At 57.2% G+C, this 22,440-nt stretch carries 18 protein-coding genes; 6 read left to right on the forward strand and 12 right to left on the reverse strand.

The window, feature by feature from the left end:
• Nucleotides 1-10: 10 nt before the first annotated feature.
• The 11 genes from lpxD to rpsB form a co-directional block, all read right to left on the reverse strand.
• Entirely contained in the window at nt 11-1,036 is a 1,026-nt protein-coding gene (gene lpxD, locus BW958_RS10795; RefSeq protein ID WP_076575740.1) for a UDP-3-O-(3-hydroxymyristoyl)glucosamine N-acyltransferase, read from the reverse strand.
• A 13-nt stretch (nt 1,037-1,049) separates the two neighbouring features.
• Nucleotides 1,050-1,556 (reverse strand): OmpH/Skp family outer membrane protein, encoded by a 507-nt coding sequence (locus BW958_RS10800; RefSeq protein ID WP_076575741.1) that lies wholly within the window; start codon nt 1,554-1,556, stop codon nt 1,050-1,052.
• A gap of 112 nt (nt 1,557-1,668) precedes the next feature.
• A complete protein-coding gene (bamA, locus tag BW958_RS10805) occupies nt 1,669-4,194 on the reverse strand; it encodes an outer membrane protein assembly factor BamA (RefSeq protein ID WP_076575742.1) in 2,526 nt (841 codons plus the stop codon).
• A 33-nt stretch (nt 4,195-4,227) separates the two neighbouring features.
• Nucleotides 4,228-5,580: a sigma E protease regulator RseP gene (gene rseP / locus BW958_RS10810; RefSeq protein ID WP_076575743.1), complete on the reverse strand. Its 1,353-nt coding sequence runs from the start codon at nt 5,578-5,580 to the stop codon at nt 4,228-4,230.
• Nucleotides 5,580-6,767, reverse strand: coding sequence for a 1-deoxy-D-xylulose-5-phosphate reductoisomerase (gene ispC, locus BW958_RS10815; protein ID WP_076575744.1), 1,188 nt, complete (start codon nt 6,765-6,767; stop codon nt 5,580-5,582). Before ispC ends, rseP begins: the two co-directional genes overlap by 1 nt.
• Before the next feature lie 10 nt (nt 6,768-6,777).
• On the reverse strand, nt 6,778-7,626 hold the full coding sequence (locus BW958_RS10820) for a phosphatidate cytidylyltransferase (protein ID WP_076575745.1): 849 nt from the start codon (nt 7,624-7,626) through the stop codon (nt 6,778-6,780).
• A 25-nt stretch (nt 7,627-7,651) separates the two neighbouring features.
• Nucleotides 7,652-8,428 carry a polyprenyl diphosphate synthase gene (gene uppS / locus BW958_RS10825; protein WP_076575746.1) on the reverse strand — a complete coding sequence of 259 codons (777 nt, stop codon included), beginning with the start codon at nt 8,426-8,428 and terminating at the stop codon, nt 7,652-7,654.
• Between the two features lie 72 nt (nt 8,429-8,500).
• Complete coding sequence (gene frr, locus BW958_RS10830) at nt 8,501-9,058, reverse strand: ribosome recycling factor (RefSeq protein WP_076575747.1); 558 nt, start codon at nt 9,056-9,058, stop codon at nt 8,501-8,503.
• Nucleotides 9,059-9,103: 45 nt separating this feature from the next.
• On the reverse strand, nt 9,104-9,838 hold the full coding sequence (gene pyrH, locus BW958_RS10835; protein ID WP_076575748.1) for a UMP kinase: 735 nt from the start codon (nt 9,836-9,838) through the stop codon (nt 9,104-9,106).
• 72 nt (nt 9,839-9,910) lie between these two features.
• On the reverse strand, nt 9,911-10,792 hold the full coding sequence (gene tsf, locus BW958_RS10840) for a translation elongation factor Ts (protein WP_076575749.1): 882 nt from the start codon (nt 10,790-10,792) through the stop codon (nt 9,911-9,913).
• Nucleotides 10,793-10,896: 104 nt separating this feature from the next.
• Nucleotides 10,897-11,625 carry a 30S ribosomal protein S2 gene (gene rpsB / locus BW958_RS10845; RefSeq protein WP_076575750.1) on the reverse strand — a complete coding sequence of 243 codons (729 nt, stop codon included), beginning with the start codon at nt 11,623-11,625 and terminating at the stop codon, nt 10,897-10,899.
• 345 nt (nt 11,626-11,970) lie between these two features.
• On the opposite strand from rpsB, the gene map reads away from it, so the two are divergent.
• From map to BW958_RS10875, 6 genes are all read left to right on the forward strand, one after another.
• Complete coding sequence (gene map / locus BW958_RS10850) at nt 11,971-12,759, forward strand: type I methionyl aminopeptidase (protein WP_076575751.1); 789 nt, start codon at nt 11,971-11,973, stop codon at nt 12,757-12,759.
• Nucleotides 12,760-12,815: 56 nt separating this feature from the next.
• Nucleotides 12,816-15,440 (forward strand): bifunctional uridylyltransferase/uridylyl-removing protein GlnD, encoded by a 2,625-nt coding sequence (gene glnD / locus BW958_RS10855; RefSeq protein ID WP_076575752.1) that lies wholly within the window; start codon nt 12,816-12,818, stop codon nt 15,438-15,440.
• Nucleotides 15,441-15,638: 198 nt separating this feature from the next.
• Nucleotides 15,639-18,185: a bifunctional lysylphosphatidylglycerol flippase/synthetase MprF gene (gene mprF, locus BW958_RS10860; protein WP_076575753.1), complete on the forward strand. Its 2,547-nt coding sequence runs from the start codon at nt 15,639-15,641 to the stop codon at nt 18,183-18,185.
• Between the two features lie 9 nt (nt 18,186-18,194).
• The gene (locus BW958_RS10865) at nt 18,195-18,881 is read left to right on the forward strand and encodes an AcvB/VirJ family lysyl-phosphatidylglycerol hydrolase (RefSeq protein WP_076575754.1); all 687 of its coding nucleotides are present in this window, start codon (nt 18,195-18,197) and stop codon (nt 18,879-18,881) included.
• A gap of 131 nt (nt 18,882-19,012) precedes the next feature.
• A complete protein-coding gene (gene dapD, locus BW958_RS10870; RefSeq protein WP_076575755.1) occupies nt 19,013-19,840 on the forward strand; it encodes a 2,3,4,5-tetrahydropyridine-2,6-dicarboxylate N-succinyltransferase in 828 nt (275 codons plus the stop codon).
• A 120-nt stretch (nt 19,841-19,960) separates the two neighbouring features.
• Nucleotides 19,961-20,353 (forward strand): DUF3461 family protein, encoded by a 393-nt coding sequence (locus BW958_RS10875; RefSeq protein WP_076575756.1) that lies wholly within the window; start codon nt 19,961-19,963, stop codon nt 20,351-20,353.
• A 124-nt stretch (nt 20,354-20,477) separates the two neighbouring features.
• On the opposite strand, the gene ptsG is transcribed toward BW958_RS10875, so the two are convergent.
• Nucleotides 20,478-21,923, reverse strand: coding sequence for a PTS glucose transporter subunit IIBC (gene ptsG / locus BW958_RS10880; RefSeq protein WP_076575757.1), 1,446 nt, complete (start codon nt 21,921-21,923; stop codon nt 20,478-20,480).
• Between the last annotated feature and the right edge of the window lie 517 nt (nt 21,924-22,440).

Consider the following 22,440-nt stretch of genomic DNA (forward strand, 5'->3'; position numbering starts at 1 on the left):
TACCAATCGATTATTGTTCGTCGCTTTCCAGCTTCTTCTCAAGCTTGGTGAGCCGCTTGTGCATCTCCTCGATGCGCATCACCCGGGCGGCGGTCTTGCGCCACTCTTTATTGGTTTGCAGAGGGATGCCGGAGGAGTAGATGCCAGGCTCGGTGATGGGACGCATGACCATGGCCATACCGGTAATGGTGGCCTGATCGCAGATCTCCATGTGCCCGTTGAAAACGGACGCGCCGCCAATGATACAGTATTTGCCGACCTTGAGACTACCGGCCATCACTGTGGAACCGGCCACGGCGGTGCCGTAACCGATTTCGACGTTGTGGGCGATCTGGCACTGGTTATCGATAATGACGTTGTCTGCGATACGGGTATCTTCCAGAGCGCCACGGTCGATGGTGGTGCAGGCACCAATCTCGACCCGGTTACCAATGGTCACGCCGCCCAGTTGCGGAATCTTGATCCATTCGCCACGCTCGTTGGCGTAGCCAAACCCGTCGGCACCAATCACGGTCCCCGACTGAACCAGACAATCTGTGCCCATGCTTACGTTGTGATAGAGGGTCACGTTGGCCCACAGGCGGGAGCGATCGCCCAGACGACTGTGTTTACCGACAAAACAACCCGGGCCAATGCGGACATCATTACCCAGCACGACGCCGGATTCGATCACCGCATTGGCGCCGATAGAGACTCTCTCGCCCAACTGAACATCGGCAGCGATCACGGCAGAGGGGTGGATATCCTCAGCCGGCTGCGGAGTGGTGTCCAGCAACTGGGCAACGCGGGCGAAACCGACGTAAGGATCCTTGAGCACCAGCGCGTTGCTCGGGCAGTAAGGCAGCTCAGCCTCGGTGATAAGCACCGCGGCGGCCTTGGTCTGCTCGAGAAAGTGGCGGTACTTCTTGTTGGAGAGGAAGGTGATCTCCCCTTCCCCGGCCTTTTCCAGTGTCGCGACCTTGCGAATTTCGAGATCCCCGTTTCCGTGGACCTCAGCCCCCAATTTCTGGGCCAGTTGTGCGAGAGTGAATGCCATTAATCAGATGCTCTTACTTGCTAGCCTTGGAGATAACCTGGGAAGTGATATCCAGCTTGCTGGAGAAATAGGGCGTCGCGTTGTTTTCCAGAATGATATCGAAATCATCGCTTTGGGCGATCTGGTCGATAGCCGCCTTCACGTCACGCAGGATCTTGGCACGCTCTTCACCTTGACGGCGGGCGTTATCTTGCTCGAAAGCCTGACGCTTCTGGTTGAACTGGATTTGCAGCTGAGCCAGCTTGTCCTGGTTCTGCTTCTTCTGATCCTTGCTCATGAAGGACTCATCCTTCTTGAACTTCTCGACCAGCTGCTGGCCTTGTTGCTCAAGTTGCTGCAGCTCGCGAACGCGCGGTTCAAATTCGCGCTTGAGCTGGGCAGAGACCTTTTCACGCTGCGGCAGACTCTGGAACACCTTCTCCATATCGACCACACCGATCTTGGTGTCAGCCATTGCAGAACCCATGCCGATGGTCATCAGGGCCAGGGTCAAACCAGCAGACTTCAGTACTTTATTCACACTAACTCCTCATTCCCTGTGTACAGGGTGACTGACAAACCAACTGTCGTACTTGGCGCAGTGCGCCTTGTTATCGGGGACGGCATCCGCCGTCCCCCGGACTCACACTGATTTAGAAGGTGCGGCCGATATTGAAGGAGAAGAACTCGGTTCTGTCCCCGTCATATTTCTTGATGGGCTGGGCCAGTGAGAAGACCAGCGGCCCCATCGGAGAGAGCCATTGCAGCGAGACACCGGCAGACATGCGGATATTATTCGGACTGGAGTAGTCCTGGCTGGTGTAGTCACAATTTTCGCTGGTATCGCACTCGTAAGAGCCATTGTCGAAATGGGTATCCCATACGGTACCGGCATCAACAAAGGCGGTAGTGCGGATCTGCGACTTATAGGTTTCCGAGACAAACGGGGTCGGGAAAACCAGTTCGAATGAGGCGACAGCCAGAGCATTACCACCCACAGCAGTACTGGATCCCTCATACTTACCGGTCTTGGTGGGATCACACGTGGCTGTGGTGCACTCGTTATAGGTGGCATAGATAGCCTTCGGACCTACCGAGTTGCTCTTAAAGCCACGCAGAGTGTCGGAGCCACCGGCATAGTAGTGTTCGAAGAACGGCAACACCTGCTTCTCGCCACTGCTGGTAGTGCCATAACCATCACCGTAAGAGACACGGGCCTTACCCACAATCACCCAGCTGTGATCAGCATCCAGTGGCAAGTAGTGGGTATCATCAAACGAGAGCTTGTAATACTGCAGCTCCATACCCGGAACAGTGACCTTGGCATTGAAACGCTGGCGGTTACCATCAGTTGGGAACATCCCCTTGTTCAGGGTGGAGCGGGTCCAACCGGCGGTCACGTCCACCGTCCAGAAGTCCATGGAGCTTCCATCACCGGAGTACGCATCCCAAAACTCATCCATCTGCACCGATTGACGGCTGTCGAGGAACTCATCCCAGCAATCAGAGACGCTGTCATCATCCACACAATCCTGGAACTGGGAAGTACGGAACGAAGGACGGCTCAAACGCGTATTTTCAATACCCGAGCTGAAATCAAGGCGGTTGTCTTCGTTAACCGGGAAGCCGCTGGAGAGACGGAAACCCAATGTTTCGTTTTCATAGTCAACGATGTCCGCGTCTGCTGCCTTGTAGTCGGTGTAGTAAAGTCGGCCACCCAGACTGACACCGTCTACGGTGAAATACGGGTCGGTATAGCTCAGATCGACACTCTTGGAGTAGTCGTTGGTACTGACGCTGATACCCGCCTTGTTACCCGTACCGAGGAAGTTATCCTGCTGGATACCGCCCTGCAGACTGAGGCCCGAATCGGTACCGTAGCCCACACCCGCGGTGATCGACCCCGCCGGCTGCTCCTTGACCTTCACATCCAGATCGACCTGGTCATCGCTGCCCGGCACCCGCTTGGTTTCCACTTCGGCATTTTCGAAGTAGCCCAGACGGTTAAGACGAGTTTTGGACTGCTCAACGTTATCCGAGGAGAGCGAGGTGCCTTCCATCTGACGCATTTCACGGCGCAGCACTTCGTCCTTGGTCGAGACGTTACCGCTGAAGTTGATGTTACGCACATAGACACGCGGACCCGGCTCCACATTGATAATCAGGTCCACTTCCTTGGTCTTGTCGTTGATCTGCGGGAAGGTCACCACCTTGGGATAGGCGTAGCCATAACGACCGAGGAACTTGGAGAGCACCTCTTCGGTGTGGGTGACTTGGCTGGCAGAGTAAGTGGTGCCCTTTTCAATCGGGATCAGGCCACGCATCTCGCCACCACGGTCAATCAGGTTGCCCTTGAGCTGGACACCGGAGACCTTGTACTGATCCCCTTCCTTGATATTGAGGGTGATGTAGACACCCTTCTTGTCCGGGGTCATCGACACCTGGGTCGACTGCTGCTGGAAGCGCACATACCCGCGGTCCATGTAGTAGGAACGCAGGGTTTCAATGTCGCCAGAGAGCTTTTGCTTTTGATAGCGCTGGTCTGCGGTGAAGTTCCACCACGGCACATCGTCACGCAAGGAGAGTTGTGCCAACAGCTTCTCTTCCGGGAAGACGTGGTTGCCAACGATGTTGATCTGCTGGATCTTGGCCGCTTGCCCTTCGGCAAAGGTGAATTTGAGATCGACCCGGTTACGTGGCAGCGGGGTCACAATAGCTTTGACCTTGGCCGAATATTTACCCACGCCGTAATAGAAATCTTCCAGCCCCTTCTCAAGGGAGGTCAGCATGGTGCGATCGAGCGGTTCGCCAACCCGGATATTGGAGGACTCGAGCGTCTGCTTGAGCTGCTCTTCCTTGATATCCTTGTTGCCGGAAAATTCGACGCTGGCGATAGTCGGACGCTCTTTGACCTGCACCTGCAATACATTGCCGTCACGATAGACCTGCACATCCTCGAAGTTGCCGGTGGCATAGAGCTTCTTGATTGCCGCTGCCAGCGATTGGGGATCGACCTGATCACCGACCCGAATCGGCAGATTCAGCAGGGCCGCGCCCAGAGTCACCCGCTGCAACCCTTCAACCTGAATATCCTGAACAGTGAAGGAGGATGGCGCCGCCTGGATGGCCAGCGAGACCCCCAGTAGGCAGCTCAATACCAAAGCATTTTTGACGGCCATTTGTTCTTATGTGTCCTTGTTGATACCCATCGCTCAAAGACGGGCGAAGTCGTTAAACAGCGCAATACCCATGAGTAACACCAGAATGGCTGCACCAATCCGAAAACCCACTTCCTGAATCTTCTCCGATACCGGCCGCCCGCGCAGCGCCTCAATCAGGAAGTAGACCAGGTGGCCACCATCGAGTACCGGCAGGGGAAACAGGTTGATAATCCCCAGGTTGACACTGATGAGAGCCAAGAATCCAAGAAAATAGACCAATCCATAATCAGCACTGCTGCCGGCCCCTTTGGCAATCGAAATGGGGCCGCTCAAATTGTCGAGCGAAACGATACCACCGATCAACTTGCCAATCATGGAGAAGGTGAGACCGATCAGATCCCAGGTCTTCTGCATGCCATGCCACAGCGACTGCAGAGGGCCATACTGTAACAGAATTCGATATTCATCCGGTAATGGCAGCACACGCGGCGCGACACCGACATAGCCGGTCTCGACACCGTTGACCTTGCGCTGATCCGGCGTCAAGCTCAGGGTGTGCAACTCACCACTGCGCCGCACCGTCAAAGAGAGGGTTTGACCCGGCGCACCTTGCACCGCTTTGGCAAACGACTCCCAGCCATCCAGCGTCACGTCATCTACGGCGACCAGTTCATCCCCCACCTGTACCCCGGCGCGCTCGGCGGCGCCTTTGGCAACCACCGTTGCCACTTCGGGCAGCACCTTGGCACTGAGGGGCTGAATACCCAAACTGGTGATAGGCGACTCTTTGTCCGGATCAAACTGCCAGTTTTCGATGTCCAGCTCGCGGCTGACATCGTACTGGGTATCAGCCTGCTGCAGCTGCAGCGTCATGCTCGCAGAGCCTAGATGGGCGAGCATGGCATAGGTCACCGCTTCCCAATCCTGGGTCGGCGTATCTTCAATGCCCTTGATCACCATGCCGGGCTCCAGCTGGGCGGCCGCGGCAATCGAGCCAGGGCGCACCTCGCCCACCACCGGCTTGACGCCGGGGATCCCGATCATAAACATCAGCCAGAAGGCAAACAGGGCAAACAGGAAGTTGGCAAACGGACCGGCAGCCACAATGGCCATGCGGGCCCACACCGGCTTGTGATTAAAGGCAAAGGGGGTGTCTTGCGGCGTCAACGTATCAACCCGGCCATCGAGCATCTTGACGTAACCACCAAGCGGGATCATGGCCAGCACGTATTCAGTGCCATCCTTGCCACGACGACGCCAGATTGGTCTGCCAAACCCGATAGAGAAGCGCTCAACCCGCACCCCGCAGCGACGCGCCACCCAGAAGTGACCAAACTCGTGTACCGCGACCAGAATCCCGAGCGCAACAACGAAGGCACCAATATTCCACAAGACTCCGCCCATTAGCCCTCCAGCCATGCTTCTACCTGACGACGCACCTCGTTATCGAGCGCCAGCAGCGCCTCGATGTCACTCACCACCGCGCCGGTAAAGCGGGCACATGCACGCTCTACCACGCCGGCAATCGACATGTATCCCAACCGCCCGGCCAAGAACGCGGCGACGGCCACTTCATTGGCCGCATTAAGGGCGGTCGTCGCAGCTTGTCCGGCGGCGCAGGCCTCAATGGCCAACTGCAGACAGGGATAGCGCTGCATGTCGGGACGAATGAAACTGAACTCTCCGACACTGAAAAAGTCCAGAGGTTCCACACCTGATGCAATCCGCTGTGGATAGCCCATGGCATGCGCAATCGGTGTACACATGTCAGGTCGCCCGAGTTGGGCCATGACGGAGCCATCTTTGTACTGCACCATGGAGTGAATCACCGACTGGGGATGGATGATCACCTGCAACTGCTCGGGCGCGGCGTTAAACAACCAACGCGCCTCGATGTACTCCAGCCCCTTATTCATCATGGTGGCCGAATCGACCGAGATTTTCGGCCCCATCGACCAGTTGGGATGGGCAATTGCCTCGGCGACCGTCACGTCAGCCAGCGTCGCCACATCACGGTAGCGAAACGGGCCGCCCGAGCCGGTGAGCAAAATCTTGCTGATGCCGGCGGCCGCCAGATCGCAACATCCCAGTTGGGACTGAATGGGTGCTGGCAGACACTGGAAAATTGCGTTGTGTTCGCTGTCGATCGGCAGCAAGGTGGCGCCATGCTCACGTACTGCCGCCATAAACAGGGCGCCGGACATCACCAGCGACTCCTTGTTGGCCAGCAGAACCCGCTTGCCGGCGCGCACGGCGGCCAACGTCGCCGGCAGACCGGCGGCCCCGACGATGGCCGCCATCACGGTATCGGTCTCGGGGTGAGCGGCCACCTCGCACAAACCAGCAGCGCCACTGAGTACACGGGTGGCGCTGCCGTGGCTATGCAGCCTTGCCGAGAGCGCTTTGGCCGCGGCGGCATCACTCATCACGGCAAACACCGGGGAAAACGCCAGGCAATCGCGCAACATGGCCTCGACGCTGCGAGCTGCAGTCAGCGCAAACACGCGCCAGCGATCAGGCTGCTGACGCACCACCTTGAGGGTGCTCTGACCGATGGAGCCGGAGGCTCCCAGAATCACCAGGTTTTCCATCCGGGGTCTCCTAGACCAGCAACAGGTAGCTGAGCAAAAAGATCGGCAGGGCTGCTGTCAGACTGTCGATACGGTCAAGAATGCCACCATGACCAGGCAGCAGGGTGCCGGAGTCTTTCAGACCGGCTTCGCGTTTGAACATGCTCTCGCCCAGATCGCCGAGGATGGAGGCGAGCACGGCGATCAGGGAGCTGACCAGCACCACCAGCGTAGTGTGCGCATCGGCCCCAACAAAATAGGTCACCACACCAGCCAACACGGCAGCAGCCAGCAGGCCACCTATCATGCCTTCGATGGTTTTGCCGGGACTGACCGCCGGGGCCAGCTTGTGTTTGCCAAACGCCTTACCAAAGAAATAGGCGCCCGAATCGGCGGCCCACACCAGCGCCATCACAAACAGCAGCAACCAGGCTCCGGTCGAACTGTCGTGCCAGAGATTGACGCTACGCAATGAGAGCAGCGCCCAGTAAAACGGCAACAGGGTAGCGACACCAAACAGGGTCTTGAGCCAGACCGAGCTGCGCCACAAGGCGGCACTGGCCGGATAGCGCAGCACCAGCACCAACGCCAGCAGCCACCAAGAGCCAGAGAGATAGAGCATGGCATTGGGCAAGCCGGCCAAGGTCGGTTGCCACAGCAAGCTAACTGGCTGCCACAGCAGCGTCAGCGTCAGTAATACACAGAGCACCAGAGCAACAGGACGACGCAAACGCGCGTCAACAAAACTACCCCACTCCAGACTGGCCAGCACAAAGACCCCGGCTGCCAACCAGACAAACCAGGTAATAGGCGCCAGAAACAGCGCGGCAAACACCAGTGGAATGAGCAGTACGGCTGTAATAATTCGTTGTTTTAGCAAAAGAGGTCCTCTCTTAAGGAATCCATTACTCAGACTGCTGCCCGGCAATCAGGGTACGGATTTGTTCACCGGTGCAGCCAAAACGGCGCTCACGGCTGACAAATGAGGCAAGCGCATCACTAAAGTGCTGCTCGTCAAAATCAGGCCACAGGACGGGGGTGAAATAGAGCTCGGCATAGGCCAGCTGCCAGAGCACAAAATTGCTGATGCGGTGATCGCCACCGGTACGGATCAGCAGATCCACCGCAGGCAGGTCCGCCATACAAACAAAATCGGAGAAGGTGGCTTCGCTGATCTGCTCGGGTGCCATCCGTCCGGCGGCAACCTCCCCGGCAATCTGCTGCGCGGCCCGCACGATATCCCACTGGCCGCCATAGTTGGCCGCGATATTGAGGGTCATGCCGGTGTTGCCTGCCGTCAGCGCTTCGGCTTTGGCAATCTTCTCCTGCAGACGGTCGCTAAAGCGTGCGATATCACCAATGACCCGCAAGCGGATACCGTTCTGGTGCAATTTGTCGACTTCACGACCCAGCACCATCATGAACAGCTCCATCAGGGCATTGACCTCCCCTTCCGGGCGGCGCCAGTTTTCACTGGAAAATGCAAACAGAGTCAACGCCTGCATGCCTGCCCGTGCAGCAAAGGAGACCGCTTCGCGTACTGACTTGACGCCGGCCTTGTGTCCCTGCACCCGGATCTTGCCCCGTTGCTGGGCCCAACGACCGTTACCGTCCATGATAATGGCCACGTGACGAGGCAGACTCTGGTTGGCGGTCTCACCGACCACAGCCGAAAGCGACATGCATATCTCCCACAAACAGAAAAGCGCCGTGCAGGGATACTACACGGCGCTCGTAATATACCTTTCGGAGCCTTAGATTTCCATTAGCTCCTTTTCCTTCGCAGCCAGGGTCTCATCGACCAGCTTGACGTAGGAATCGGTCAGCTTCTGGATCTCTTCCTGGGAACGACGGTCGTCGTCTTCGGTGATCTCCTTGTCTTTGAGCAGCGCCTTCAGATCGGCGTTGGCATCACGACGGATATTACGCACAGCAACACGAGCGCCTTCGGCTTCACCACGTACCACCTTGATGAGGTCCTTACGACGCTCTTCGGTCAGCGGCGGCAACGGAATACGCATGGTGGTACCGGACGTGGCCGGGTTCAGGCCCAGGTCGGAGCTGATAATGGCCTTTTCTACGGCCTGGATCATGGTGCGATCAAACACGGTCACGGCCAGAGTACGGGCATCTTCCGCCACGACGTTAGCCAGCTGCTTGAGCGGAGTGGCCGAGCCATAATACTCCACCTGAATGCCATCGAGCAGGCTCGGATGGGCACGGCCGGTACGGATCTTGTTCATCTGGGACTTCAGGGAATCCAGACTCTTTTGCATGCGCTCTTTGGCGTCGTTCTTAATCTCGTTGATCACGGTGGATTTTCCTTGTCATTCGTCTGCAGTGAAAGCGCAACGACCTTACTGGTTCAGGTGATAGATCAGGGTGCCTTCCGGCTCGCCCATCACTACGCGACGCAGTGCGCCCGGCTTGTTCATGTTGAACACGCGGATCGGCAGATCATGATCGCGGGCCAGGGTGAAGGCTGCCAGGTCCATGACCTTCAGTTCACGATCCAGCACTTCGTTATAGCTCAGCTCATGATACAACACGGCGTCAGGATTCTTAACCGGATCATCACTGTAGACACCATCAACCTTGGTTGCCTTGAGCACAACATCGGCTTCGATTTCGATGCCGCGCAGGCAGGCTGCAGAATCAGTGGTAAAGAAGGGGTTGCCGGTACCGGCGGAGAAGATCACAACCTTACCGGCGCGCAGATGGCTGATCGCCTCGGCCCAGGTGTAAGAGTCGCAAATCCCCTGCAGCGAGATGGCTGACATCAGACGAGCATTCACATAAGCACGATGCAGGGCATCACGCATGGCCAGACCGTTCATGACAGTAGCCAGCATCCCCATATGGTCACCCACCACACGGTTCATTCCTGCCTTGGCAAGGCCGGCACCACGGAACAGGTTGCCGCCACCGATGACCAGACCGACCTGAACACCGAGCTCGACCAGCTCTTTGATCTCCTGGGCCATACGGTCCAGCACGGCCGGATCGATACCGAAACCTTCAGCCCCTTGCAGGGCTTCACCGCTCAACTTGAGAAGAACACGTCTGTATGCAGGCTTGGGATTGGTACTCATGTGACTGATTCCTGGTCATATAAAGACCGCGACAGATGTCGCGGTCCAGGGGAAACGGTAAAACCGGTTCGATTAGGCCTTTTGAGCGGCCGCGATCTGGGCAGCAACTTCGGCAGCGAAGTCGGTTTCCTGCTTCTCGATGCCTTCGCCTACTTCGTAGCGAGTAAAGGAGACCACGTCAGCGCCTTCCTTCTTCAGCAGATCAGCAACGAGGACAGCCGGATCCTTAACGAACGGTTGACCGGTCAGGGAGATTTCGCCGGTGAACTTCTTCATACGGCCTTCAACCATCTTCTCGGCGATGTCTTTCGGCTTGCCAGAGTTGATAGCGATTTCTACCTGAATTTCGCGCTCTTTGGCAACGACTTCGGCAGACACGTCTTCCGGCTTGACGAACTGCGGGTTGTTCGCAGCAACGTGCATGGCCAGGTCTTTAGCCAGTTCGGCAGAGCCGCCAACCAGCTTGGTGATAACACCGATACGGGAACCGTGAACGTAGGTACCCAGGTTGTCACCTTCAACCAGCACCACACGGCGCAGGTTCATGTTCTCACCGATCTTGGCGATCAGGTTGGTGATGGTCAGCTCGACGGTCTCACCGGTGCCGAAGTCTTCTGCCTTCAGGGCGTCAACGTCAGCGATCTTCTTGGTCACGGCGATCTCGGCGATCTTCTCACCCATGGCGCGGAAGCTGGCGTCCTTGGAAACGAAGTCGGTTTCGCAGTTCAGCTCAACCAGAACAGCGGTGTTGCCTTCGGTACGGGCGAAGATCACGCCTTCGGCAGCGATACGACCGGCCTTCTTAGCAGCCTTGGCTTGGCCAGACTTACGCATGTTCTCGATAGCCAGCTCGATATCACCAGCGGCTTCTTCCAGGGCCTTCTTACAATCCATCATGCCAGCGCCGGTGCGCTCGCGCAGTTCTTTAACCAGGGCGGCAGAAATGTTTGCCATGTCCAGTATCCTCGGTCTCAAATTGACAAGAAACAGGGGCCATAAGGGCCCCTGCCAACCAATGTGTTCAGCTTGGTTAATAAGGGCTTTGCAGACCTTATTGATTACTCGGCTTCAACAAAGCCATCTTGTTCGGCTTGAACCACGATGTCCTGTTCGCGAGCTTCCAGTACGGTGTCAGCAGCAGCGTTCAGGTACAGCTGTACGGCACGGATAGCATCGTCGTTACCCGGGATGATGTAATCAACGCCGTCCGGGTTGGAGTTGGTATCAACCACGGAAATTACCGGGATACCCAGGTTGTTGGCTTCCTTGATGGCGATGTGCTCGTGCTCGGCATCGATCACGAACAGAGCATCCGGCAGGCCGCCCATGTCCTTGATACCGCCCAGGCTCTTCTCCAGCTTTTCCATTTCGCGAGTACGCATCAGCGCCTCTTTCTTGGTCAGCTTGTCGAAGGTGCCGTCTTGGGTCTGGGTTTCCAGATCCTTCAGACGCTTGATGGACTGACGAACGGTCTTCCAGTTGGTCAGCATACCGCCCAGCCAGCGGTGGTTCACATAGAACTGGTCGCAACGGGTTGCGGCTTCTTTAACGGCTTCAGAGGCGGCACGCTTGGTACCAACGAACAGTACCTTGCCCTTCTTGGCAGCGGTGGAGCTCAGGAAGTTCATGGCGTCGTCGAACATCGGAACAGTCTTTTCCAGGTTGACGATATGAACACCGTTGCGAGCGCCGAAGATGTAGGACTTCATCTTCGGGTTCCAGTAACGGGTCTGGTGACCGAAGTGAACGCCGGCTTGCAGCATGTCGCGCATAGAAACTTTAGCCATTTTATACCTCGTATGGGGTTAGGCCTCCACGTATCCCATGATGCCGACCCAAAGGGCACCCCGGCATATGTGTCGATACGTGTGTGTTGTTGAGTAAGGGTGTATGGACCCAGCATTCCGAGTCCGGCGCGCTTTATATCACATCCACGAATTAAACACCACATTGCGAAGTGGATTGGCGCCATCAAACCTGCTCACTACCGCCAGTCTGGCGGCCAATTATCTCGCTGTGATGACAATCACGCTGGAAGTCACCCGGGGTTACAGATAAAATTTCGCTTCGATTGCAAACGCATATAATTTTCAGTTGTCAGCCCGGCGCCCCGGGCGCCGCAGAGAAACGACATGACCGTCAAGATCAAGACACCCGAAGAGATTGAAAAGATGCGCGTCGCCGGCCGTCTGGCTGCCGAGGTGCTGGAGATGATCGCCCCCCATATCAAGGCTGGCGTCACCACCGACGAGATCAATACCCTGTGCCACGACCACATCGTCAACGTGCAGCAGGCTATTCCGGCTCCGCTCAACTATCACGGCTTCCCCAAGTCCATCTGCACCTCGATTAACGATGTGGTGTGCCATGGCATCCCCAACCACAAGAAGTTGCGCGAAGGGGACATCATCAACCTCGATATTACCGTCATCAAGGACGGCTATCATGGCGACACCTCCGCCATGTTCATCATCGGCCAGACCACCCCGCTGCGTCGTCAGCTGTGCAAGGTGGCGCAAGAAAGCATGTATGCCGCCATCAAGGCGGTGCGTCCCGGCATGTGCATCACCGAGATTGGCGCCATCATCCAGCCGATCGCCGAGAAGGCCGGTTTCTCCGTGGTGCGTGATTACTGTGGCCACGGTATCGGCAGCGAGTTCCACGAAGAGCCGCAGATCCTGCACTATCGCAACAGCGCGCGCCTCGAGCTCAAACCCGGCATGGTGTTTACCATCGAGCCGATGATCAACACCAAGAAGCACCACTGCAAGATTAACCCCAAGGATGGCTGGACCGTGACCACCAAAGATGGCGGTGACTCGGCCCAGTGGGAGCACACCATCGTGGTGACGGAAGACGGCTGCGAGGTGCTCACCTTGCGTGAAGGCGAAGACCTCGACCGCTTCATCAAACACGGATAACATCAAACCCCGGCCCCATGCCGGGGTTTGACGTTTTATCGACCGTATGAGGCAACATGGACGCCACCCTCTCTCTCCCCCCGCTTGATCAACCCCTGGACCGCGAGGCCTACCGGGCCCTGCTCGCTGACGAGATGAGCCGTCAGCAAACCCGCTTCGAGGCGGGTGAAGAGATCATGACGCTGGTCACCGACCGCGCCAGCTTTATGGACACCCTGCTGACTCGCTTGTGGCAGCAATTTGGCTTTCACAAGGTGCCCGGTCTGACCCTGATCGCCGTGGGTGGCTATGGCCGTGGCGAGTTGCACCCCCACTCCGACATCGATCTGTTGATCCTCTATGAAGATGAGCCGGACGAAGTGCTGGGGCTGCGCATCGGTGATTTCATCGCCTTTTTGTGGGATCTGCGTCTGGAAGTTGGCCAGTCGGTGCGCAACGTTGCTGAATGCGTGGCGCAGGGGCAAGCTGATATCACCGTGGCCACCAACCTGATTGAAGCGCGCTATATCACCGGCCATCATCCCGGCTTTGCTGCGCTGCAAGCTGCCACCACGCCGGAGCACTTCTGGTCAAGCGAGGCGTTCTTTCGGGCCAAGCGCCAGGAGCAGCAAGACCGCCATAAACAGTTTTTAGGCACCGCCTACAATCTTGAGCCGGATATCAAGAGCAACTTGGGCGGCATGCGTGATATCCAGACCCTGGCCTGGGTCGCCCGTCGCCACTTTGGCGCCACCACCCTGTTCGAGATGACCAGCCACGGTTTTCTCAATCAGGCGGAGTATCGCGAGCTGGAAGATTGCCAAAACTTTCTGTGGAAGGTGCGCTTTGCCCTGCACATGGTGATCAACAAGGGCGATAACCGCTTATTGTTTGATCGCCAGCGCACGGTGGCCCAACTGCTCGGTTTTAAAGGGGAAGGTAACGCCCCGGTCGAGCAGATGATGAAGCGTTTTTATCAGACCGCCCGCCGGGTGGCCGAGCTCAACGAGATGCTGTTGCAGCTGTTCGATGAGGCCATTCTGGGCAACAGTGCCATGGATGTGCGCCGCATCAGTGACGAGTTCCAGCTGCGCGGTCGCCTGATTGATGCCGTCGAGCCCGATCTCTTTATGCGCGAGCCGGCCGCCATCCTGCGTCTGTTTTATCAAATTGCACAGCACAGCCAGGTGACCGGCATTCACTCCGCCACCTTGCGTCAGCTGCGTGAAGCACGCCGCAAGCTCGGCTGCTGGCTGCAAGATATTCCCGAGTGCCGCCGCCTCTTTATGGCGCTGCTGCGCCACCCGGGTGGCATTGGACTGCCGCTCAGTCTGATGCACAAATACAGCATCCTGTCGGCCTATTTGCCCCAGTGGAACCTGATTGTCGGCCAGATGCAGTTCGACATGTTCCATGCCTACACAGTGGATGAACACACTCATCGCCTGTTCCGCCATTTTGGCTATTTTGCCGACCCGCAGAGCCGCAAATGTCACCCGCTCTGCCACGAGCTGTTCAATCAACTGCGTAAACCCGAGCTGCTTTATGTGGCGGCCCTGTTTCATGACATAGCCAAAGGACGCAAGGGCGATCACTCGGAGCTGGGCGCGGTCGATGCCCTCGAATTCTGCCAACTGCACGGGTTTGATCGCTACGAAAGCCGTTTGGTGGCCTGGCTGGTACGCCATCACCTGTTGATGTCAGTCACCGCCCAGCGCCGTGATATTTACGATCCCGACGTGATCACCGATTTCGCCCAGAAGGTGCGCGACGAACTGCATCTGGAGCTGCTTTGCTGCCTGACGGTGGCCGATATCTGCGCCACCAACGACAACCTGTGGAACGACTGGAAAGGCACCCTGCTGCGCGAGCTGTTCTTTGCCACACAAAAGGCGCTGCGTCTGGGCCTTGAGAACCCGCCCGACATGCGCCTCAAGATCCGCGAGAACCAGCGTCAGGCCAAGCAGGTGCTGGCTCAGGACAACTTCGACGAGCTCACCATCAACAACCTGTGGGGCGACTTCAAGGCAGACTACTTCCTGCGCCACAGCCCGGAGCAGATTGCCTGGCACACCCGTCACATTCTCGAGCGCGAGCATCCCGAGCAGCCACTGGTGCTGTTTGGCAAGCAGCCTACCCGTGGCGGCAGCGAGCTGTTTATCTACTGCCGTGACATGCCCAACCTGTTTGCCACTGTGGCCTCGGCGCTGGATCAAAAGAACCTCAACATCCACGATGCCCAGATCATGAGCTCGCGCAGCGGCTATGTGCTCGATACCTTTATGGTGCTGGAGCCAAGCGGTCAACCGGTCAGCCCTAACCGCATTCCCCCCATCAAGGCTGCGCTGGAAAAAGCCCTGCAAGCGCCCGGCAAACTGGTGCTGCGCAGTAAACCCATGTCGCGCCGCCACCGTCAGTTTAATGTGCCAACCCGCGTCACCTTCCTGCCGCATAAGGGCGAAGTGCGCCATACCCTGGTCGAACTGATTGCGCTTGATGCCCCCGGCTTGCTGGCCCGTATCGGCGCCGTATTCCAGCTCTGCGGTCTGGCGCTGCATGCGGCCAAAATCACCACTATCGGTGAGCGGGTCGAGGACTTTTTCAGCCTGACCACTCTTGATGGGGAGCCGCTCACGCCAGAGCAACAGCAGATCCTGGAAGAGCGGTTAATTCAGCAACTGGCCGAGCTGACCGAGGCTTAACACCTTCTGTACATTCGGTTACATACCGTCACCACATCACCACTGAACCGATAACGGGCAGGACCTAGCATGGGTCCTGCCAATCATAAGAATCCGGTTCCTTGTCATGATCCCAGTTTCTCTGTCGATGCCGGCCCACCCCCATGCAGGTTGGCCGGAATGTTTGCCGTGGCTTCACGAGCAGGAAAGGAGGTCCGCGTGAAGCATCACTGGCGCCGCTGGATAACCCCTCTGTGTAGCCTGCTCTTACTTGGCTTGGCACTGACCCTGCTTTACCACCTGACTCACGAGTGGCGCTGGAAGGATGTACGCCATGCCCTCGGCAGCAGCTCGCCACGCTCGTTGCTCAACGCCCTGCTGATGACCCTCGTCAGCTATGGCTGTCTGTGTCTTTATGATCTGCTGGCGGTGCGACTGGCCGGAGCCCGGCTGCCCTGGCTCAAGGTGGTGCAGACCTCGTTTGTTGCTTACACCTTCTCCAACACCCTCGGCTTTGCCCTGCTGACCGGCACCTCGGTGCGCTACCGAGCCTACTCGGCAGCCGGGCTCTCAACCGGCGCTATCGCCCGCATCATCCTGTTTTGCAGTACCACCTTCTTTTTGGGGCTGGCCGCGCTCGGCGGGATGGCGTTAATTGGCGGCCAGAGCGACTGGCTGCAACCGCTCTGGCCACACTGGATAGCCAAGCTGCTGGACGTTGCCGGTTGGGCTCTGCTGCTGCTGGTTGCGGCGTACCTTATCTGGCCCAAACGCTGGAGTGGCCGTCACGCCGACGCGCTGCCCGGCCAAGGAGCCCGCCTAGCCCAGTTGACGGTAGCCCTGCTCGACTGGATGGCGGCAGCCGCCGTGCTCTATGCCTTGCTGCCTGCGGGGAGTGTCAGCTATCCCATGCTACTCTCTGCCTTCGTGCTGGCCGCCCTGCTGGGTGTGCTGGCGCATGTGCCAGGCGGTCTCGGGGTGTTTGAGGCGGCGATGACCCTGCTACTGGGCCATCACATCCAGGCTAACCAGCTGCTGGCTGCCTTGCTGCTTTACCGTATTGTCTATTATCTGGTGCCGTTTACCCTGGCGCTGATCCTGCTTGCCATCGAGGAGCTACGCCAGAATCGCCATTTGCGCAGTGGCGTGCGTTACCTGCGCAACCTGCTGCCGGCCTTTATCAGCCTGGGCACTTTTGCCGCCGGCACCCTGCTCTTGTGCAGTAGCGTATTGCCGACCCTGCATTCGCGCATTGATGCCATGTTGGCACTGTGGCCCCTCCCGCTGCTGGAGCTGGCCCATGTGCTCGGCGGCGTCAGCGGCATTTTGCTGCTATTGCTGGCTCGCGGCCTCTATCGCCGGTTGGATGCAGCGTTCCACCTTGCCCAGCTGCTGCTAGCGGTCGGCATGCTCTTTTCCCTGTTGAAAGGGGACTGGGAAGCCTCCCTGTTTCTCTTTGTGTTTCTCAGCATCATCAGCCCCTGCCGTGCGCTGTTTCACCGTAAAGGCAGCCTGCTGCACACCCCGCTGACCCCCGCCAACCTGCTGGCGATCGGGGCCGTGTTGCTCGGTACACTGTGGCTGCTGCTGTTTTCCTATCGCCATGTGCCGTATGACCCATCGCTGTGGCTCACCTTCACCCCGACCGCCAGCGCCGCCCGCGGCCTGCGTGCTATGGGGGCGGTGATGGCGGTCATGTTGATGGCGGGGGTGGCGCAGCTACTCTCCCCGCTGCGTCAGGCGGCCGAGCCTCCGACCGCCGACGAGTTGCAGCGAGCACGCTCGCTTATCAGTGGCGATGGCGATATCCATGGTGCACTGGCGCAACTGGGCGATAAATCACTGCTGTTTCACCCAAGCGGCGACGCTTTTTTAATGTATGGCTGCGAAGGAACCAGCTGGATTGTGATGGGCGACCCCATCGGACAACCCCATGCCATTGAGGAGCTACTCTGGCAGTTTGCCGAGCTGTGCGACGCTCACGATGTCACCCCCATCATCTATCAGGCCTCGCCGCGTTATCTGCCTTGTTACCTTGAGCTGGGGCTGATCCCCTTTAAGCTGGGCGAAGAGGCCATCATCGATTTGAACCAATTTGAACTCTCGGGTGGCAAGCTGCGCAACGTGCGCCAAAGCCACAGCCGCGGTAAGCGCGATGGCCTGAGCTTTGAGGTGATTCCGGCCTGCGAGGTGCAGCACTATCTGCCGATGCTGCGAACCATCTCTGATGCCTGGCTGTCGAAAAAGCAGGGCCGCGAAAAGGGATTCTCGGTCGGATTTTTTGATGAGCACTACCTTTGCAGCAACCCGCTGGCACTGGTCAGAAAAACCGATACCGAGCGCAATGAGTCGCGGCTGGTCGGCTTTGCCAACCTGTGGACCGGGGTATCGCTCCACTGTCTGTCGGTCGACCTGATGCGCTACCACCCGGATGTGGATCACGGGCCCATCATGGATTTTCTGTTTGTCGAACTGCTGCTGTGGGGCAAGGCGCAAGGCTATCAGCATTTCAATCTCGGTATGGCACCCATGTCGGGGCTGAATGCGCCGCCGCTCGGCAGTTTTTGGGCCCGGCTCGGCAATACCCTCTATCGCAGGGGCAACCGTTTTTACAATTTTCAGGGACTGCGTCGCTACAAGGAGAAGTATGCGCCCGAGTGGCAGCCACGCTATCTGCTGTGCAGCAGCAAGTTGGCATTGCCACGCACGCTAACCCATCTCATCGGGTTAATCAGTCGTGGACCGCTGGCGTTAGGCAAATCCTAGGAGTTGAACATGAGAACCCTGTTTATTCTGCTGTTGGCATTGCTGGTGATGCCCGTTCAGGCCACCACGCTGGAAAAAGAGTTGGGGCTGACTGTGCTGCCCACCCAAACCCATCCTGAGCAGCCTATGGTGGTGTTTTTAAGTGGCGATGGCGGCTGGGCTGCGCTCGACAAAGGGCTAAGCCGCGAGTTGCAGCTGCGCGGGATGCCGGTGGTGGGATGGAGCTCTTTGCACTACTACTGGCATGCCAAAACCCCAGACCAGGCAGCGCAGGATCTGTCGCGTCTGCTGGAAAGCTACCAAGCCCGCTGGCACCGCCAAACGTGGCTGTTGGTGGGCTTTTCGTTTGGTGCCGAGATCGTCCCTTTCGTCATCCATCGCCTGCCGGCCGAGCAGCAAGCGTCACTGGTCGGGGCCGTCATGCTCTCACCCTCGACGGCGTCCGATTTCGAGATCCACGTCAGTGACATAGTGAGCAGCAGCAAAAGCAGCCGCTATCTGACTCAGCCCGAAGTCACCGCTATCAGCAAGGTGCCGATGCTCTGCATGCAGGGACGTGACGACGACGATGACGACAGACTCTGCCCACTACTGGCTCAACCCAATGTCAGCACCATCACGCTCGATGGTGGCCACCATTTTGTCGATGACTATCCACTGCTGGCCAACCAGATAGTCAAAGGGTTGCATCTGTAATTGAGTCATTTGGCAGTGATGGACGCGCAGTCGACAGCGTGGAAAAGGTTTTTGCCACAGAGCGACAAGATGGCTGAACAGGGCCACAAAAGTGTGATACAACAGGCAGAATTTTATGAAAGGGAACTGTCATGACCGAGTTGCAACAGATCATTGAAGCGGCGTTTGAGCGTCGCGATACCATCACTCCGGGCTCTGTGGATGCCGCCACCAAGGCTGCCATCCTGCAAGTTATCGAGATGCTCGATAAAGGCCAGGCTCGGGTTGCCGAGAAAATTGCCGGCGAGTGGGTGGTTCATCAATGGCTGAAAAAAGCCGTGCTGCTCTATTTCCGTATCAACGATAACGCCATCATCAAGGGTGATGACGCGCAGTACTACGACAAGGTACCGCTCAAGTTCTCCGATTACAGCGCGGAAGAGTTCAAGGCTGCCGGTGTGCGCGTCGTACCGCCGGCAACGGCACGTAAAGGCGCGTTTATTGCCCCTAACACCGTGCTGATGCCCTCCTATGTCAACATCGGTGCTTTTGTTGACGAAGGCACCATGGTTGATACGTGGGCGACCGTGGGCTCCTGCGCCCAGATCGGCAAGAACGTCCACCTCTCCGGTGGTGTTGGTATCGGTGGCGTCCTCGAGCCGCTGCAGGCCAATCCGACCATCATCGAAGACAACTGCTTTATCGGTGCCCGCTCCGAAGTCGTGGAAGGGGTTATCGTCGAGGAGGGTTCGGTCATCTCCATGGGCGTCTTCATCGGCCAATCGACCCGTATCTATGATCGCGAGACCGGCGAAATCCATTACGGCCGCGTACCGGCTGGCTCCGTAGTGGTTTCCGGCTCCCTGCCCTCCAAGTGCGGCAAGTACAGCCTTTATTGCGCCGTCATCGTTAAGAAGGTCGACGCCAAGACCCGCGCCAAGGTCGGCATCAACGCGCTGCTGCGTTCGATTGACGAATAAGTGACACAGGTTACAAAAGGCGCCCGATTGGCGCCTTTTTTTTTACCTGATGATCACAGGCTGCCCAGCGCAGCTGGATTAATATAGACTGCAAGAGCTTTGTTCAGCCGAGGAAGAACGATGTACGACAATCTGAAAAGCCTCGGGATCCAGGATCCCGATACTATTGAGAGCTACACCCTGCGCCAGGAAGCCAATCACGACATTCTGAAGATCTACTTCAAGAAACAGAAGGGCGAGTTCTTTGCAAAGAGTGTCAAGTTCAAGTACCCGCGCCAGCGCAAGACCATCCTGATCGACTCCGGGACTCACGAATACAAGGACGTCACCGAGATCAATGCCAATCTCAAGTATGTGGTGGATGAGCTTGATGCCCTGACCCAGCCGGTGGCGCCGGCCAGCACGCAGGAGAATGCCGATATCAAGGAGAAGATTCTGCGCGATCTGCGCCATCTTGAGAAAGTGGTGCAAAACAAGATACGGGAAATCGAGCAGGATCTGGAAAAGCTCTGACCCACTCTTGATGACAACCAAGGCGCCCATGTGGCGCCTTTTTGCTATGCAGTCTGTGCCCTAGTCAGGCAGAGCAAAAACAAAAAGGAGGCCGTAGCCTCCCTTTTACTTGAAACCGTCAGGATCAGTTGCTCTTGATCCACTGGTCCATATCAGTCTTCAGGTTGTCAGACTTGGTACCGAAGATGGCTTGTACACCCGTACCGGCAACCACGACACCCGCAGCGCCCAGCTTCTTCAGACCAGCTTGGTCAACCTTGGCAACATCCTTCACACCAACACGCAGACGGGTGATGCACGCGTCCAGAGAGGCGATGTTGTCCTTACCACCGAAGGCGGTAACCAGAGAGGCAGCCATTTCGTTCTTGCCACCGGTAACCACTTCATCAGCAGACTCTTCTTCACGACCCGGGGTCTTCAGATCCATGGCCTTGATAACAACGCGGAAGATGGAGTAGTAGATGGCGGCGTAAACCAGACCTACCAGCGGGAACAGGACCAGGTTGCTACCCTTGTTACCCAGTACGCTCAGCACCAGGAAGTCGATCAGACCGTGCGAGAAGCTGGTACCGGCACTCATGTTCAGCAGGATACAGATAACGAACGCTGCACCAGCCAGAACTGCGTGGATCGCATACAGGATCGGAGCCACGAACAGGAAGGAGAACTCGATCGGCTCGGTGATACCGGTCAGGAACGAGGTCAGGGCGGCGGAGATCATGATACCACCAACCTTGGCACGGTTTTCCGGCTTAGCGGAGTGCCAAATGGCGATAGCAGCAGCAGGCAGACCGTACATCTTGAACAGGAAGCCACCAGCCAGCTTACCGGCAGTCGGGTCACCAGCGATGAAGCGCGGGATGTCGCCGTGGAATACTTGGCCAGCTGCGTTGGTGAATTCACCGACTTGCATTTGGAACGGCACGTTCCAGATGTGGTGCAGACCGAACGGAACCAGAGCACGCTCAACCACGCCATAGATACCGAACGCCATGGCCGGGTTCTGGTAGGCAGCCCATTGAGAGAAGTGACCGATAGCGGTACCAATCGGGGGCCAAATGAAGCAAAGCACGACGCCAAAGAAGATCGCAGCCAGACCAGAAACGATCGGCACGAAGCGCTTACCGGCGAAGAAGCCAAGGTATTCCGGCAGTTGGATGCGGAAGAAGCGGTTGAACATATAAGCCGCAATCGCACCTGCGATGATACCACCGAGAACACCGGTATCAGCCAAGTGCTGCGCCTCAACCACTGCGGGGTCCAGACCCAGCATGGCCGGTGCAACGACCGCCATGGTCTTGGTCATGATGCCGTAGGCAACAACCGCAGCCAGTGCAGAAACACCATCGTTATTGGTAAAGCCAAGTGCCACACCGATTGCGAAAATCAGCGGCATTTGACCGAAAACAGACCCACCGGCCTGTGCCATAACGTGAGAGACAATCTCAGGCAACCAGCTAAAGTTGGCGGAGCCGACACCCAGCAGAATACCTGCTACGGGCAGAACGGACACCGGCAACATCAGCGATTTACCGACCTTTTGCAGGTTGGAAAATGCATTTTTGAACATCGTGTGTGCTCCTGATGTAGATTAAATCCCTTAGGGTCAACTGAAGCCTGACAACAGCATATTCGGCCATGAATATAACTACGGGCTGAATTGACCTGGGCGTGTATTGTTGGACAGGCTAAATATAACCGTTCAGAAGATAACTTTCTGTATTAACCGTGAATGGAAAAACAAATTTGGAGGCGAGATCACAAGAAATGAGCGGAGAGGAAAATATTGATTTTTCATGGACATAAAAGCCCAAAATAACCTTACCAGATCGAAATATTAATTATCGTCACCAAATGTATTTGCTTGTCGAAGTTATATTTCCAATGACTACCAAATGTAACTCAATGTAACCAACTAAGCTTCCCTATTACTATGCACAAAATAAAAACTCCTGCGCAAGCAGGAGTTTTTCGAATCCAAACTGGTCGAACCTTATTTCTGACTGCGCTTGACCGCCTCGACAAAGGTGGTCTTGGCCTTGGTCGAGCCAGCCCGCTCAGCTTCATCCACCAGTTTCATCGCCTTG

It is taken from the genome of Aeromonas sp. RU39B, from assembly GCF_900156095.1.
Taxonomy (GTDB): domain Bacteria; phylum Pseudomonadota; class Gammaproteobacteria; order Enterobacterales; family Aeromonadaceae; genus Aeromonas.